The organism is Schaalia sp. JY-X169 (genome assembly GCF_014069575.1).
Taxonomy (GTDB): Bacteria; Actinomycetota; Actinomycetes; order Actinomycetales; family Actinomycetaceae; genus Scrofimicrobium.
The window spans coordinates 727751-744100 of record NZ_CP059675.1; the positions used below are offsets into that span (position 1 = coordinate 727751).

Below are 16350 nucleotides of genomic sequence, written 5' to 3' on the forward strand. Positions count from 1 at the left end.
CTTCCCCCATGAATGGAGTGTCGTGGCTGAGTACATTTACTCAATGGTCCGCGCCCGTAAGGCGCACGGTGACAAGGTGATCCTTGACGATGTAACAATGGCTTTCCTGCCGGGTGCCAAAATCGGTATGGTTGGCCCCAATGGTGCGGGTAAGTCTTCAATTCTGAAGATTATGGCTGGCATTGATGAGCCATCGAACGGTGAGGCTCGACTAACACCGGGATACTCGGTCGGGATTCTCGAGCAGGAACCGAAGTTGGACGAAGACAAGACCGTGCTTGAAAACGTCGAGCTGGGCGTGTCGGGCATCATGTCCAAGCTTCACCGCTACAACCAGATCTCTGAGGAGATGGCAGACCCAGACGCTGACTTTGACGCGCTGATGGCTGAGATGGGTGAACTGCAGACGGAGATCGACGCGGCGGACGCCTGGGATCTTGACTCACAGCTGTCTCAGGCCATGGATGCACTGCGGTGCCCGCCCCCGGATACGCCTGTGTCCGTCCTCTCCGGGGGTGAGCGTCGCCGCGTTGCACTCTGTCGCCTCCTCCTTGAGGCTCCTGACCTTCTTCTGCTTGATGAGCCAACGAACCACTTGGATGCTGAGTCAGTGCTCTGGCTGGAGCAACACCTGCAGAAATACCCCGGTGCTGTTATTGCGATTACTCACGACCGCTACTTCTTGGATCATGTCGCGCAGTGGATTGCTGAGATTGACCGCGGTCACCTCTACGCGTATGAGGGGAACTACACGACTTACCTTGAAGAGAAGCAGCGCCGTCTGCAGATTCAGGGCAAGAAGGACCAGAAGATGGCCAAGCGGCTCAAGGACGAACTCGACTGGGTTCGCACAAGTGCCAAGGGACGTCAGGCGAAGCAGAAGGCTCGCCTCGAGCGCTACGAAGAGATGGCGACTGAGGCCGAACGGACACGCAAGCTTGACTTTGAAGAGATCCAGATTCCGCCGGGCCCCCGTCTTGGCTCCACGGTCATTGAGGCAAAGAACCTCAAGAAAGGTTTCGGTGACAGGGTCCTCATTAATGGCTTGTCATTCTCACTGCCTCCGAACGGCATCGTCGGGGTGATTGGCCCCAACGGTGTTGGGAAGACTACTTTGTTCAAGACAATTGTCGGTCTTGAGCCGCTTGATGATGGTGATCTCAAGATTGGCGAGACGGTCAAGATCTCTTATGTCGACCAGAATCGCGCTGGCATTGACCCGGACAAGCCTCTTTGGGAAGTTGTCTCGGACGGCCTCGACCACATTCAGGTCGGTAATGTTGAAATGCCGTCCCGCGCCTACGTGTCGGCATTTGGGTTTAAGGGTGCCGACCAGCAGAAGCCAGCCGGTGTTCTCTCCGGTGGTGAACGGAACCGGCTCAACCTGGCGCTAACACTCAAGCAGGGTGGTAACCTCCTGCTGCTTGATGAGCCCACAAACGACCTGGATGTTGAAACCCTCTCGTCTCTGGAGAACGCTCTTGAGCAGTTCCCGGGTTGTGCTGTCGTCGTGACACACGACCGGTGGTTCCTTGACAGGGTGGCAACCCACATCCTGGCATGGGAAGGAACCGCGGAGAACCCTGATCAGTGGTACTGGTTCGAAGGCAACTTTGAGGCGTACGAGAAGAACAAGGTCGAGCGTCTTGGTGCCGAGGCTGCGCGTCCGAAGTCGGTAACCTACCGCAAACTGACCCGGGACTAAGAGACACTCGGGCGGGTACGAAGGTACGGGGGGTGACATGGATTGTCAACCCCCCGCACCTTTGTGAGATTATTGGTCATGGTCGAAATATCTCGGGAAATCCCTGATGGGGAGCGTACAGGCGCCCTCGCCATAGTCGTCATCGACGACCATGAGATTGTTTTCCTTGGTGTGCAGCACGCATTCAGTGAAGCGGGAGTCAGCGCCGATTTTTTCTATGCTGATTCGGTGCATAAGGTGCCAACTCTGCTGAGACTTCCAGCGGTTGCTGTCTTGGATCTTCGCCTGCATGACGGCTCCAGACCAGCCGAATCCCTGGGGTACTTGCACCGACTTGGTTTGCCCACTGTCGTTTACACTTCGGCAGACAACCCCGTCCTGGTGAGGGAAGCGATTGGTGCGGGAGCTCTTGCAGTCGTGAGGAAATCTGCTCCCCCCAGCGAACTGGTTGAGTCCATCTTGGCCGCGTCCGAGGGGAGGCCGAGTGCCGGGTTGGACTGGGCTGCCGCCCTCGACGCAGATAGGGATTTCGTTACTGAGAATCTCACGAAGAATGAGACGGCGATTCTTGCTCTCTATGCCTCGGGTGAGACGGCGGAACAGATCGCTAGACGACTCTCATTTTCCATTCACACCGTGAACAAGTCGGTGGCACGAATTCGTGAGAAGTACCGCCAAGATGGGCGCAACGTCGAGTCAAGGATCGACCTGTTCCACAGGGCAGCCGAGGACGGTGTCGTGTCTTATTTTGGGGATGACAGGGATCCTTGGGACCTCTCTAGGAGTTGAAGCCCCAACGCGAGTTGGCCCCATGGTCCGGGTTTGCGACACGAATCATTCCCTCTTGAGATGCGGTTGCTATCGGCTGCCCGTCCGGATTGTAGACCTCCGCGCGTGCCTTGGCGCGCCCCCCACCGACTGAGTCCACATGACCGCAGAAGAGTAGCCAGTCATTGATGTTGACATTTGTGTGAAACCACATGGCGTGGTCCAGTGACGCCAACGACAGTCCCGGAGTGAGCCAGGAGAGGCCAACACTCCTCAATGCGGGTTCGAGCATTACCTGGTCGATAACGTAGGCCAGTAGAGCGCGGTGAACAACCTGCGGGGTGTCACTGGCAACATCAGAACGAATCTTCATCCACAACTGCTGATCTCCGCTCCTTGATGGGTCTGCTCCCGTGTAGAGGGAAGACTGGACGTGGCGAACATCAAACGCCGCAGTCTTGCCCAAGAACTTTCCGACGGGATGATCCATGGTGCGGAAGAGTTCGAGCGCGCTGGACAGCTCTTCCGGTCCGGCAACTTCGGGGGCAACAGAAGCAAAAGACAGCCCGTCCTCGGTGGCTTGGAAAGAGGTGATCATGGAGAAAATCTCTCTTTCACCTTGGCGAGCAACGACTCTTCGGTTGGAAAATGAACGTCCATCGCGGAGGCGCTCAACAGAGACCTCGAAGACTTCATCGGGGTTCCCTCCGCGGAGGAAATATGAGTGTAGTGAGTGTGGCAACCTGTTCTGGTCAGGGACCGTTGCCGCGGCTGCCAGTAGCGCCTGGGCCACAACTTGACCGCCGTAGACACGCCGCACCTGGGGGAGGGACTGCGCGGTAAAGACGTCCTCGTCCAGTGGAGATAAGTTGAGAATCCGCAGAACCGATGCAACTGGTTCCGTATCGATCAGGGGAACAGAAATGGGAGAAGTCATAGGTCTATTCTCTCTCGCTCTGCCACTTGATGAACAATTCCCAGGTGAGGGTCAGGTTTGGGTTCATGGATGATCAGAAGCGACTATCATCTATAGGAGTTGACCATCTCCCGGAGTAAAGGGTGACCATGAACGAGGACGTTTTGGAAGTCGGCCCAGATGCCGATACGGAAAGTACAACTGCCTACGTGAACCCAGATGTGGATCACGAGTTGGTGAGGAAGTTAGCAGACCTAAACGGGGTCGCAACGTACTTTTGGACGTGGGGTGGCTCCCAGCAGCAGGTTGAGCCGGGGAACCTGCTACGGGTTTTGGAAGCGATGGGTGTGGCGGTTTCCCCCCACTCCAGCAACCATGATGTTGTGGAGGCGATCCGCGCTACTGAAGACGCACCGTGGCTTGACACCCTCCCCATCTGTACCGTGGTGAGGCGTGGTGATTGGCGTGACCTGCCTGTTCACGTGGTCCATGGTGATTCCGTCCATGTTTGGTACCGCCTTGAGGATGGCACTACAGGGGATCTAGCTCAGCTGGACCGCTATGTCCCACCCAGGGAAGTCGACGGACGGTGGAGAGGGCGCGCCACTTTTGAGATCCCAGGTACTTTCCCCCTGGGTTACCACACCGTTTTTGCGGAGGTGAACGGGGCCGAGGCCGTTTCAGCGCCGCTGATTGTGGTTCCACACCGCATTGATCCGTCCGCTTTACGTGGCGACCGGCGTTTCTGGGGCGTTAACGCACAGGCTTACTCAATCCAGTCCCACTCATCTTGGGGTGTGGGTGACTCTTCTGATCTGTCAGATCTAGCAGCCATTACTGCCGGTGAAGGCGCGCAGTTTCTGCTAATCAATCCCCTGCATGCCGCAGAGCCACTCGCGCCCATTGAGAACTCTCCCTATTTACCTGTCACGAGGCAGTGGCTCAATGTCTCGTACATTCGTCCTGAATCTGTTCCCGAGTACTCGATGCTTCCCGATGGTGTTCGGGACGACGTAGAGGACTTGCGAACGTCAGTAATGAATGAGGACGACGACGTACTGCTGGACCGGGATTCGTGTTGGGCTGCGAAGTTGGCTGCCCTCAAGATCATCTACTCGGCGCCGCGATCGGTTCATCGTGAAGCACTGTTCCAGGGCTTCTGCATGGACGGTGGTGAGCAACTCGAGAACTATGCACTTTGGTCAGCACTTGTCGAAGATACTGGCAGCGTGACTTTGCCAGACGAGTTCTCAAGCCCTCTGGCACCCGCTGTAGCGCAATTCGCTGCAGCTCACCAGGAGGAGATTGACTTTCACAAGTGGCTGCAGTGGATCGCCCTCGACCAACTTTCCGACTGTAACCACGTCGCGACGCAGCTCGGTATGGAAATTGGGTTGATGGCAGACCTTGCAGTAGGTATACATCCGGAAGGTTCTGAGGTCTGGGCAGATCGCGATGCGTTTGCTCCAGGGATGTATGTGGGGGCGCCTCCCGACATGTACAGCCAGCAGGGGCAGAGTTGGAGCCAGCCTCCCTATAGCCCGCGGCAACTTGCAGTGCGCGGCTACGAGCCGTTGCGCACTGTCATCGCAACGACTCTGAAGTTGGCTGGAGCGCTGCGGATTGACCATATTCTTGGTCTGTTCCGACTCTGGTGGCTGCCTAAAGATGGCTCGCCCGCGGATGGAACGTATGTCTACTACGACCACGAGGCAACTGTTGGAGTCCTGCTTCTTGAGGCGCACCGGGCCAATGCTGTTTTGATTGGTGAAGATCTGGGCACGGTGGAACCGTGGGTGCGTGAGTACCTGGCAAGTCGGGGGATTTTGGGCACCTCAGTACTGTGGTTCGAGAAAGAGGGGTCAGGTTGGCCGCTTCACGCTGACCAGTACCGTCGGGATATTTTGGGCACCGTCAACACGCATGACCTGCCCCCAACGCAGGGATACATTGAAGGAATTCAGACGACACTTCGAGACAAGCTTGGTTTGCTCGTTGAGGATGTCGAGGACGTCCGCGCGGCGGATCGCGAGGAGCAACACCGGATGGCGGTGCGCCTTCGGGAGTATGGCTTGATTCCGGAGGACGAGACGGACGTTGAGTTCATGGATGGCCTACATCGCTACATCTGTGCGACACCCGCCAGGCTAGTGGCGGCAGCGCTTGTGGATGCAGTCGGAGAGAAGCGGCCGCAGAACCTCCCTGGAACGAACACGGAGTATCCAAACTGGCGTGTTCCGCTCGCTGATGGCGAGGGCCGACGTGTGTGGATGGAGGATCTTGCAGTCCAGGAAGGCAACCATCTGTTCGCTGTGATGCGGGAGGCGATGGGGGAGTAGGGGGGGCAGCCTTACATGGGCCCCTTACCAAAAGCATGGAGGGCGCCCGGAACAATCCTGTCCCAGGCGCCCTCCAATGGCGACTATGCCCCTACCGGGCCGCTCCCGCTAACTTGGCTCAGCTGTTCTGAACTTGGCGAGGACTGTGCTCACCGGGCTCAGTTCAGCTCGTTGATCTCATCGGCTAGGTTGTCAGCGATAGGTCCAACCACAACCTGCACCGTCTGCCCAACCTGAACAACGCCGAAGGCTCCTGCCTGCTTGAGCGCCTTTTCATCAATCAACGTTGGATCGACGACCTCTACGCGCAAGCGCGTGATGCAGGGCTCAATACTGTCGATGTTTTCGTTGCCACCTAGTCCGGCAAGAATGTCTTGTGCCTGAGACATGGGATCCCCGTTTCACTAATGTCGCGCCAAGGCCAACTCCCGGCAGCCTCGACACTGAAATCTCTACGCGTTTTTAAGGTAGCACGGTGGCGTTTGAGCATCCCCAAAAGGTGAGCAGCTCCTCGGTAAAACCGAGGAGCTGCCTATCACATGCAGTCCGAGTCTTGAAAACGGATACCTATGCGTCCGCCTTCTGAGCGCGCAGCATGCGCTGAGCATCATCGCGACCCTCGGCGATTAGGCGGCGCAGCGAGTCAGGACGTTCCCTATGCTCATCCAACCAGTCCTGGGAGCGTGCCACTACGTCAACCTCAGGGAGGTAGCCGACCAGCGGCAGCGGTTCAAGGTCGGTGACGATGCCGGAGGCAATGTGGAAGGTGTGTTCATCCCAGGTTCGTGCCACCTGGTCATAAAACTTCTCCACGTATTGCGCGTAGGTCGCCGGGGAAGTAGTCACATGTGACCAGAACCCAGCCACCATTGCCCAACGTGTGTCGTTGGGGATCGAGACGTCGTGCATCACGGCTTCCCAAGTTTGGAGGCGCACTTCCGGAGAGTTGAAGGTCGCCCGGGCGCGGGCTGCGTTCTGCTCTCCGGTGAGAGTGTTGTCTTCCTCGCGTAGCGCGTTGATATCCGCTTCATTAGCCAGACCGCCACGTACGAGGGCGAAGAGCATTGCCCAGCGTAGGTCCTCGCTTAGCACCAGGCCATCGAGGACGTCCTCACCCTTGTAGAGGCGCTCAATCTGCTCGTACTGCGCGTGTGTCACAGCGCGCCTTGTCGCACCGAGTACAAACATCTCTTGTGCATCCGTTCCCGGGTCAGCATTCTGAGCCAACTCGAGGAGTCGGTCAGCCACAACGCCAAGTTGGGCAGGACGGTGAGCGGGTGACACGTACGAGGTCACAGCGGTGTCGATCTGGCGAAGCAGTGCAGTCAGCGACGCAATTGACGTCTCGACACGCGCTGCCTCAAACACCAGGTTGAGGAAGCGCGATGCCGGGAACTCCCCATCACGGGTCATATCCCAGGCAGATGCCAGGATGATTCTGCGGGTGAGGGGGTCATCAAACTTGGAGATGTTCGCAATGGCGAATGCCAGAGAATCATCATCCATGCGAACCTTCGCGTAAGCCAGGTCCCCATCGTTCACGAGTATCAGCGCCGGCCTCTTGAGTCCGGCGGCACTGGCAACAAGCGTGCTTGCCCCATCAACATCAAGTTCTTCGGAGAAGACGCGCTCAACCTTGCTTCCGTCCTCGTTCAAGTCGTACCCCGCAACGACAAGGCGGTGCGGACGTAGCGACGCTTGCGGGGAGAAAGCCTCTTGAAGAACGTTGAGCGAGGTCAGTGTTCCGTCCTCGTCAACGTCGATCTGAGGACGCAGGGTGGTGACACCCGCTTCCTCAACCCACACGCTGACCCAGTTCTTCATGTCCCGTCCGGATGCGATTTCCAACTCAGAAATCAGGTCGGACAGTGTTGCGTTCTTGTAAGAATGCTTGGTCAGATACTGGTGCAGCCCCTTGAAGAAGTTGTCGCGGCCTACGTAAGAAACCATCTGGCGCAGAACCGCTGCGCCTTTCGCGTAGGTGATTCCATCGAAGTTAACTTCAACGTCCGCCAGATCGCGGATCTCTGCTTTCACCGGGTGTGTGGAAGGCTTCTGATCTTGCGCCAAGCCCCACTCTTTGCGAGTCAGGAAGCCGACCCACGCGTCACTCCAACGCGTGGCTTCCGACGTTGCAAGGTGTGCCATGTACTCCGCGAAGGACTCATTGAGCCAGAGGTCATCCCACCACGCCATCGTGACAAGATCCCCGAACCACATGTGCGCAAGCTCGTGGAGGATCGTGTTGCAGCGTGATTCCAACTGCCAGTCGGTCGGCTTGGACCGGAAAATGTACTGGTCGCGGAAGGTTACACAACCCGCGTTTTCCATGGCGCCCGCGTTGTATTCGGGCACGAAGATTTGGTCGTACTTCGTGAATGGGTAGGGAATTCCGTACGCATTCTCAAAGAAAGCAAAACCGGCCTCGGTAATGTCCATGATGTCGCTGGCATCCAGGTACTTCACCAGTGATGCGCGGCTGTAGACGCCGAGGTCGATCTCACGGCCATCCGTGGAGCGGATCGTCTTGGTTTCCCCTTCGTAGGGTCCAGCGATAATCGCGGTGATGTACGTGGAGATACGTTGGGTCGGTGCAAACTTGAAAACCTGACGTCCGTCGTCGAGGGCGGTTGGTTGCGGCGTGGGGGAGACCGAGAAGGTCGTCCAGCCTTCCGGAACCGTCAAAGTGAAAGTGAACGATGACTTGAGGTCAGGCTGTTCGAAGGTCGGGTAGACGCGTCGTGCGTCTGGAACTTCAAACTGGGAGTAGAGGTAGACCTTGCCGTCGGCTGGGTCAACCGAGCGGTGCAGGCCTTCACCCGTGTGCATGTAGATAAAATCTGCATCAATCTCAACGACGTTCTTCGCTTTAAGGCCGCGGATAGGCAGGCGGTTGTCCGCGTACTCTGCCGGGTTCAGCGCCTCGCCATTGAGGGATGCGGTGTGGATCCTGTCGACGACCAGGTCGAGGAATGTCTCCCCACCTTCCACCGCGTCAAAAGTGATCTTTGTGGTCGACCGGAAAGTCTTGTCGCCAGTCGTAAGGTCGAGGGCGACCTCGTAGCTCTCAGCGTTGGTAATAACCGCGGCGCGTTCGCGGGCTTCGACTCGGGTTAGGTTCAAGCCAGGCATGGGTACCTTTCTATTTCTTACTTTTGAAGTGCTTGGGTTTGGGGGGTGTCAAGGTCGGCATCTACCAAATCTTGACCCGGTCCTCCGGCGAGATCCACAGGGCATCGCCGGGGGAGAGTTCGTAGTGGTCTGCAAACTCGTCAAAGTTCGCGAGGACGCCATTGCAGCGGAACTCGGCCGGTGAGTGCGGGTCAATGGCGAGCAGTTGGACCGCGTAGTCATTGCGCTGTTTCCCGCGCCAGATCCGCGCCCATGACGTGAAGAAGCGCTCGGGCCCGCTGAGGCCGTCAATGACCTCTGCATCTACGGGTGATGAAACCCCACTTTCTGCAAGGGCTTTCTTCCAGGCTTTCCAGGCGATTGTCAGGCCACCGAGGTCCCCGATGTTCTCACCAATGGTTAGTGCTCCGTTGACCTTCTGCTCATCATCCAGCTCCTCGGGAGAGAACTGGTCGTACTGGGAGATTAGCGCTTTGGTGCGCTTTTCGAACTCTTCACGGTCCTGGTCGCTCCACCAGTTATTCACTTCACCCTGGGCGTCAAACTGACTGCCCTGGTCGTCGAAACCGTGGCCGATTTCGTGGCCGATCACGGCCCCGATTCCCGCGTAGTTCACCGCGTCGTCAGCTTCCGGGTTGAAGAATGGTGGCTGGAGGATGGCGGCTGGGAAAACAATCTCATTCATCGACGGGTAGTAGTAGGCGTTGACAGTGTGTGGCGTCATGAGCCATTCGGTCCGGTCAACCGGCTTACCCAGTTTTGCGAGCTCCCAGTCGATATCGAACTGCGCCGATGCCATGAGGTTTTCAACCAGCGTGCGCTCGGCGGTGATATCCAGCCCCTCGTAAGAACGTGGCTCTTCCGGGTAGCCGATTTTTGGCATGAAGGTGTCGAGCTTCTCAAGGGCGCGTTCCTTCGTCATTTCGCTCATCCAATCTAGTGTTTGAATGGAATCACGGTAGGCATCCAGAAGATTGTCGACCAGACGGCTCATCTGTTCTTTGTGCTCGGGCGGGAAGTGTCGCTCCACGTAGAGACGCCCCATGTCGAAACCGACGACACCTTCGATCATTGACAGTGCGCGCTTCCAACGGGGGCGCATCTCTTCAATACCGGCAAGGGTACGTCCGTAAAAGTCGAAGGTCTCTTCAGCGAAAGGATCTGAGAGGTAGGGGCCGAACCCATCGATGATGGCGCGGGCAAGCCACAGTTTCAGGGTGTGCAGGTGGGTGTTCTTCCATAGGGTTGATGCTGCTTCAAGGAAGTCCGGCTGCGAAACGTTGAGGCTCTTTCCATCCAGGGGGAAGCCGAGGCCTGCGTCCCATCCTTCCCAGTCGAATCCAGGGTTCTCTGCAACGACTTGGGCCCATGTCTTTGGGTTGTTCTGCGGGTCGATCTCACGGCAGCGGACAACATCCCAGTGGTGAGCGGCAAGATCCGTCTCAAACTCCATGACTTCGGCTGCTGCAAGTGGCGCTTTCTCTTCAGTCGAGACACCGGCCAGGGTTAGCAGCTTCGCTACGTGCTGGACGTACTTGTCGCGGTAGTTCCGGTATTCATCTTCCCGGTAGTAGGACTCATCAGGTAGGCCGAGCCCACTCTGTTCAAAGCTTGCCGTGTACTTAGTGGTGTCGTTAAGGTCTGTCGACACGCCAACACTGAAGTAGCCGCCGATTCCGTTTCGGGTCAAATTTCCCAAGAGGCGAGCCAGATCCTCGTGGCTCTTCGCGTCAGAAACAGAGTTGAGAAGTCCCTGGATCGGCGTGATCCCAAGGCTATTCAGTGTCTTTTGGTCCATGAACTGCTTGTAGAGGATCCCGATCCGGCGTGCCTCTGCACCCTCAAGAGCGCCCTTTGCCGCGTCCGTAGCGATCTCATCGCAGCGCTTCTCAGACAGGTCATGCAGCGCATAGAACGCGCCGTCAGATGCCCGGTCCGCAGGAATCTGGTGCTCACGCAGCCAGGTTCCGTTGATGTAGCGGTAGAAGTCATCTTGGGGACGGACAGCGGTGTCCATCAGTGCGGGTTCGAGGACGTGGGCGCGTAGTTCGTTCTTGTTACTTGTCATGCCTTCATGTTAGCGCCGCCGCGCGGAGCACTTGTCTTCCTAAGCGATGAGGTGAATGCCCAGCTACCGCCGCCCCGGTGCAGTCAGTGGACTGAGACGATCAGCGCGCCTAGAAGGGAGCTTCCGCTGGTCCCTGACCGCCACCGTCGACGCGAGGTATGGGACCCGACTGCGGTGGGTCGGCGTCTACATATGTGCTTTGGGGGCTTTGCGCGGCTCCGCCATATGCACCAGCGTCCTCCGCACTCTGGCGGCGCCCGGGAATCATGCCGAGGAAGCGTGGGAAACGAATGATGTGCTTCTGCCCCTCAGTCCCGTCCCGACGCTGGAACGTCTCTACAACCAGCGTCCCCTCAATGCTGACGCGGTCACCCTTGCTGAGGATGTCTGCAAGATGCTTCGCTTCATCATCCCAGAACGTTGCCCCAACCCACAGCGGACCGCCAATGTCGGCCCACTGCCCACTTGCCTTGTCCCGCGCTGAAGCAGTCGCGTTAATCCGTAGGTCCAGCACTGCCTTCTGCTGGGGTGTCCAGCGCAGTACAGGTTCGGCAATCATTCCCGTTGCCACTGCTCGCAGTGCCATGAGCGTCCTCCTCAATAGTCTGAAGCGGGTCATCACACCATCACACCTGATGAGGGGTGACGCGCCTCTCATTTCCTGCCTTCAGCTTATGAGGAGGTTCCGACATTTTGCTGGAATAACGGTGAACTTGGGGAAAACTCCGCTTCCCGTGCACTGTGGATAGGTATTTCTACTCTTCGCGCAAAGCCGGATGAGTCCGACGGTGCCGTTCAGAGTCGTTCGCATAGGCATAGTAGAGCCCGATCAACAGACCACCCCCCACGAAGTTGCCGAGCAGTGCGATTCCCACGTTGCCAAGTGCCAGTCCGACATCGATACCGTTCCTCAGTCCTTCGACGGTAAAGAGGACCGTGTTAGCCACCGAGTGCTCAAAGCCGAGGAAGGCGAAAAGCAGGACTGATACCACCATGGCCGCAACCTTCACACCATCGGACTTGACGAACCCGTTGTAGATCAACAACATGGCGATGTTGATCATAAAGTTACAAAGAATGGCGCGGAAGAACAGATCTGCCATCCCACTGGCCCCACCAGAAACGAAAGCCAGCTTGTGTTCAACCGCGCCGGTAACAAGTTCACCAGCGCTCCCGTCCAAGAGTGTCGTGAACTTGACGATGATCGCCGTAAGCAGCCCGCCTAGGAAGTTACCTAAGAAACACAGGAGCATCACAACCCCCGCGCGACTCACGGACATGCGACGGAAGTACACGGCGATGGTTGTCACCATCATGTTGGACGTCAACAGTTCCGACTTGGAGTAGTAGATGAAGACAAGACAGAACCCAAACACCACGGCACCAAAGATTGAGCCAAGGCGGGCATCACGCGGGCTGATCTCCACAAACGCAGCAATCACGGAGTAGTTGGCCAGGTAGAAAATACCGATGAGGATCCCGGCCATCGCCGCACGCATCAGGAAGACACGCGACAGGTGCTTTGTCATCGAGGACTTCGCATCTGCTGCCTGCAGCACCGTTGAAATGAACTCTGTTCCGGGAAAGATTTTGCGGTTGTCAGTCACCATAAGGCTAATGTTCCCAGAAAAACCCGGCACAGCTACGGAAATTGCCGAGCCGTCCCACCAGAACCTCGCCAATTGCGACCAACTGCTCTCAAAGATTGAAGCAAACGTGACAGCAATTACGCTCTCAGCGGCCGCCCCGGGCTACAAACTGCGCCATGCGTCGCCTAACATGAAGGGGCATCGATCCGGCCAAACCACCGCGCATGCGGGGGAGTGGGTATCACCGGGGAGCATTCGGAAGAAAAGGTGGCGCCACGCGGTCAGCCATCCCAGTAGAACCGAACGGGTGGCCCGTTACAGCCTAATGAGCGGTGGTTGCCCTCTGACCTGGAGAACCAGGATCGTAGCGGTAGCCACAAGCGAGGTGGTACCGCGGAAGGCTCCGGCGTTTCGTCCTCGAACCGGTTGTGGATTTGAAAGAGGACGAAGATGGCATCAGAAGGCACCACGAAGCGTTTCCCGCTCCACCGCGGGGATCAAGAGGTCAACCCAAAACCTTCCTTCCCAGCAGTCGAGGAAGAGACCCTCGCGTATTGGGACGCCGACGACACCTTTAAGAAGTCGGTGGAAAATCGCGCAGCCGGTAACAAAGGTTCGAATGAGTTCGTCTTTTACGACGGACCTCCCTTTGCCAACGGCACCCCGCACTACGGGCACCTGCTCACCGGCTACGTCAAGGACGTGGTCGGTCGCTACCAGACCATGTTGGGCCACCGAGTCGAACGTCGTTTCGGCTGGGATACTCACGGTCTCCCCGCAGAGATCGAGGCCGAACGCCTCTTGGGCATCGTCGACAAGTCTGAAATTGAGGGTCCCGACGGAATCGGCATCAAAGCATTCAACGATGCCTGCAAGAGCTCCGTTCTGCGCTACACGAAGGAGTGGGAAGACTACGTCACCCGCCAGGCGCGCTGGGTGGACTTCGACAATGACTACAAAACCCTTGACCCCACCTACATGGAATCGACGCTGTGGGCGTTCAAGACCCTGTTCGATAAGGGCTTGATCTACGAGGGACACCGCGTTCTGCCCTACTGCTGGAACGACGAGACCCCGCTGTCGAATCACGAACTCAAAATGGATGATGACGTCTATCAGGACCGCACCGACCAGACCGCCACGGTCGGTGTTGCGCTTTTGGGCGAGGACGGGCGTCCCAGTGGCGAAGTCGCCCTCATCTGGACCACCACGCCGTGGACGCTGCCCTCAAACCTGGCGATAGCTGTCGGCCCCGACGTCGATTATGTGACGGTACTGCCGGTGGCTGGCCCGCTTGCAGGCAAGCTTGTCGTGATCGCGGAGGCACTTGCTGAGTCCTACGCCAAGGAGTTCGGCATTGAGGTAGTCGCAGATGCTACTCCGGAGATCGCTCCCGAAGCCTCGGAGCTAAGCGAGCTCCCGACCTCGGTGCAGGACTTGATAGTCAGCCGCTTCAAAGGTGCCGACCTGGTTGGTCGTCGCTACGCCCCGATGTTCCCCTACTTTGCTAACTCTGACGAGGACGCGGCCCCCGGACCCGAAGCCTTCCAGATACTTCAGGCCGACTTCGTGACGACCGAGGACGGAACCGGCCTCGTACACCTTGCCCCGGCCTTTGGTGAAGACGACATGAACGTCTGTCTGGCCAACGGAATCAAGACCGTGGTCCCGGTTGATGACTCAGGTTGCTTCACAACTGAAGTACCCGATTACGTGGGCGTGCAGGTTTTCGAGTCCAACCGTCTGATCCTCTCTGACCTGCGTGAAGGCTCCGGCCCGCTGGCGTCGATGAGTGAGGAGATGCGTCCGATCCTGGTGCGCCAGGCTTCCTACCAGCACAGCTACCCGCACTGCTGGCGCTGCCGCCAACCCCTGATCTACCGCGCCGTATCGTCGTGGTTCGTCGAGGTCACCAAGTTCCGCGACCGCATGGTTGAACTAAACCAGCAGATCACCTGGGTTCCCGAACACCTCAAAGACGGCCAGTTCGGTAAGTGGCTCGAAGGTGCCCGTGACTGGTCCATCTCCCGCACCCGTTTCTGGGGCGCCCCCATTCCCGTGTGGAAGTCCGACAACCCCGTCTACCCGCGGATGGATGTTTACGGTTCCTACCAGAAGTTGGCCGATGACTTCGGTGTGCCAGCCGATGAGATCAACCTGCACCGGCCCATGGTGGACGACCTCGTACGTCCCAACCCGGACGATCCGACTGGTCAATCCATGATGCGCCGAGTTCCCGAGGTCTTGGACTGCTGGTTCGAGTCGGGCTCCATGCCGTTCGCTCAGGTCCACTACCCATTTGAGAACAGGGAGTGGTTCGACAACCACTACCCGGGTGACTTTATCGTTGAGTACGTTGGGCAGACTCGCGGCTGGTTCTACACGCTGCACGTCCTCGCAACCGCGCTCTTCGACCGGCCCGCCTTCCGTACGTCACTTTCCCACGGCATCATCCTGGGTAACGACGGGCGCAAGATGAGCAAGTCCCTGCGCAACTACCCTGACGTTCAGGGCGTCCTCGACACCTATGGCTCAGATGCGATGCGGTGGTTCCTGCTCGCTTCGCCAGTGGTGCGCGGTGGCAACCTGATCGTCACCGAAGAGGGCGTCCGTGACGCGGTTCGCCAGGTGCTGCTACCCCTGTGGAACGCCTACTACTTCCTGACCCTGTACGGCAATGCCTCCAACCAGGGCGCGGGCATCACGCCGACACGTCTGGATAAGGTTGAAGATCCAGCGGCCGCATTTGCCGCGCTCCCTGAGATGGACCGCTACCTGCTGGCACGCACCCGCGAGGTTACCGAAGAGGTGCGAGTCGCGATGGACGAATACGACTTGCCTCGAGCTTCCGCGCGTATCGTCGGCCACCTCGGCGTCATCACCAACTGGTATGTGCGGACCCAGCGTCAACGGTTCTGGGACGAGGACGAGGCCGCTTTCGACAGTCTCTACACCGCCCTCGTCGTCCTCTGCGAAGCTGCAGCACCCCTACTTCCTTTGGTGACGGAAGAGATCTGGCGCGGCCTCACCGGTGGCGAATCCATTCACCTGGTCGACTACCCGAATCTGCCTGCGTCCTGGGAAGATGAGGCGTTAGTTGAGGGGATGGATGAAGTCCAAGAGATCGTCTCCGCAGCACACTCCCTGCGAAAGGCTGAGAAGCTCCGCGTTCGCCAACCCCTGGCGAAGCTGCGGGTCGTTTCCAGTGACGCCGAGGCTCTGGCGGGCTTCGCACCCATCATCGCCTCGGAAGTAAACGTCAAAGAAGTGGAGTTCGAGACGCCGGATAGGTCGGGCCTGGTCTTGCGTCAGGACCTGACACTCAACCCACGTGAGTTCTCCACCGCCGTTCGTCCTAAGACTTCCGCACTGTTCCAAGCGGCAAAGACAGGCGGCTGGGAAGTGATTGACGAGGGCGAAGGCGTGCGATTCCCCAGCGTGGAGGTCGACGGGGCCGCGGTCGAGTTGTTTGGCAACCAGTTCTCCCTCGTTGAGCGCGTCGAAGCCGAAGGGGACGAGGCCGCCACGGTGCTGGGCTCCGGATGCTTCGTCGTCCTCGACAAACTGGTCAGCGCAGAACTGGAAGCCGAAGGGTGGGCGCGCGACTTGATCCGACAAATCCAGGACACGCGCAAGGCAGAGGGCCTGCACATCGCAGACCGCATCAATGTCACGCTAACCGTGCCTGAAGACCGCCTCGAGGCCCTCGGTGTCCACGAGGACCTCATCAAGCACGAAACCCTCACCATTGATCTGGCGGCCAGCGCCGGTGATGAGCAGACGCTGACCATTTCGAAGCGCTAGATGTCCCAAGGCAGTAGAGAGAAGAAGGT

The 16350-nt window shown here is 58.2% G+C and carries 10 protein-coding genes; 4 read left to right on the forward strand and 6 right to left on the reverse strand.

Going from position 1 to position 16350, the window contains the following annotated elements:
* The first annotated feature begins 22 nt into the window (after positions 1 to 22).
* Complete coding sequence (ettA, locus tag H2O65_RS03250) at positions 23 to 1705, forward strand: energy-dependent translational throttle protein EttA (RefSeq protein WP_182142164.1); 1683 nt, start codon at positions 23 to 25, stop codon at positions 1703 to 1705.
* 78 nt (positions 1706 to 1783) lie between these two features.
* Positions 1784 to 2494 (forward strand): DNA-binding response regulator, encoded by a 711-nt coding sequence (locus H2O65_RS03255; RefSeq protein ID WP_182142165.1) that lies wholly within the window; start codon positions 1784 to 1786, stop codon positions 2492 to 2494.
* Here H2O65_RS03255 and H2O65_RS03260 read toward each other — a convergent pair.
* On the reverse strand, positions 2484 to 3410 hold the full coding sequence (locus tag H2O65_RS03260) for an acyl-CoA thioesterase II (RefSeq protein ID WP_182142166.1): 927 nt from the start codon (positions 3408 to 3410) through the stop codon (positions 2484 to 2486). The two genes, H2O65_RS03255 and H2O65_RS03260, sit on opposite strands and share 11 nt — an antisense overlap.
* Positions 3411 to 3538: 128 nt before the next feature.
* On the opposite strand from H2O65_RS03260, the gene malQ reads away from it, so the two are divergent.
* Positions 3539 to 5728, forward strand: a complete 2190-nt coding sequence (malQ, locus tag H2O65_RS03265) for a 4-alpha-glucanotransferase (RefSeq protein ID WP_182142167.1) — start codon at positions 3539 to 3541, stop codon at positions 5726 to 5728.
* A 158-nt stretch (positions 5729 to 5886) separates the two neighbouring features.
* Here malQ and H2O65_RS03270 read toward each other — a convergent pair whose 3' ends face one another.
* The 5 genes from H2O65_RS03270 to H2O65_RS03290 form a co-directional block, all read right to left on the reverse strand.
* The gene (locus tag H2O65_RS03270) at positions 5887 to 6117 is read right to left on the reverse strand and encodes a PTS transporter subunit EIIB (protein WP_182142168.1); all 231 of its coding nucleotides are present in this window, start codon (positions 6115 to 6117) and stop codon (positions 5887 to 5889) included.
* 178 nt (positions 6118 to 6295) lie between these two features.
* Complete coding sequence (pepN, locus tag H2O65_RS03275) at positions 6296 to 8860, reverse strand: aminopeptidase N (protein ID WP_182142169.1); 2565 nt, start codon at positions 8858 to 8860, stop codon at positions 6296 to 6298.
* Between the two features lie 61 nt (positions 8861 to 8921).
* A complete protein-coding gene (locus H2O65_RS03280; RefSeq protein WP_182142170.1) occupies positions 8922 to 10928 on the reverse strand; it encodes a M13 family metallopeptidase in 2007 nt (668 codons plus the stop codon).
* Between the two features lie 109 nt (positions 10929 to 11037).
* Positions 11038 to 11514 carry a single-stranded DNA-binding protein gene (locus tag H2O65_RS03285; protein ID WP_182142171.1) on the reverse strand — a complete coding sequence of 159 codons (477 nt, stop codon included), beginning with the start codon at positions 11512 to 11514 and terminating at the stop codon, positions 11038 to 11040.
* 169 nt (positions 11515 to 11683) lie between these two features.
* Positions 11684 to 12538 carry a formate/nitrite transporter family protein gene (locus tag H2O65_RS03290; protein WP_182142172.1) on the reverse strand — a complete coding sequence of 285 codons (855 nt, stop codon included), beginning with the start codon at positions 12536 to 12538 and terminating at the stop codon, positions 11684 to 11686.
* A gap of 429 nt (positions 12539 to 12967) precedes the next feature.
* Between H2O65_RS03290 and ileS the strand changes: the two genes are divergently transcribed.
* A complete protein-coding gene (gene ileS, locus H2O65_RS03295; protein WP_182142173.1) occupies positions 12968 to 16321 on the forward strand; it encodes an isoleucine--tRNA ligase in 3354 nt (1117 codons plus the stop codon).
* Positions 16322 to 16350 lie beyond the last annotated feature (29 nt).

What these genes read in the sequence shown, in the direction of transcription:
- H2O65_RS03255 (WP_182142165.1), top strand. Translation starts at nt 1,784, where the DNA reads ATGGTCGAAATATCTCGGGAAATCCCTGATGGGGAGCGTACAGGCGCC.
- H2O65_RS03260 (WP_182142166.1), bottom strand. Translation starts at nt 3,410, where the DNA reads ATGACTTCTCCCATTTCTGTTCCCCTGATCGATACGGAACCAGTTGCA.
- malQ (WP_182142167.1), top strand. Translation starts at nt 3,539, where the DNA reads ATGAACGAGGACGTTTTGGAAGTCGGCCCAGATGCCGATACGGAAAGT.
- H2O65_RS03270 (WP_182142168.1), bottom strand. Translation starts at nt 6,117, where the DNA reads ATGTCTCAGGCACAAGACATTCTTGCCGGACTAGGTGGCAACGAAAAC.
- pepN (WP_182142169.1), bottom strand. Translation starts at nt 8,860, where the DNA reads ATGCCTGGCTTGAACCTAACCCGAGTCGAAGCCCGCGAACGCGCCGCG.
- H2O65_RS03280 (WP_182142170.1), bottom strand. Translation starts at nt 10,928, where the DNA reads ATGACAAGTAACAAGAACGAACTACGCGCCCACGTCCTCGAACCCGCA.
- H2O65_RS03285 (WP_182142171.1), bottom strand. Translation starts at nt 11,514, where the DNA reads ATGGCACTGCGAGCAGTGGCAACGGGAATGATTGCCGAACCTGTACTG.
- H2O65_RS03290 (WP_182142172.1), bottom strand. Translation starts at nt 12,538, where the DNA reads ATGGTGACTGACAACCGCAAAATCTTTCCCGGAACAGAGTTCATTTCA.
- ileS (WP_182142173.1), top strand. Translation starts at nt 12,968, where the DNA reads ATGGCATCAGAAGGCACCACGAAGCGTTTCCCGCTCCACCGCGGGGAT.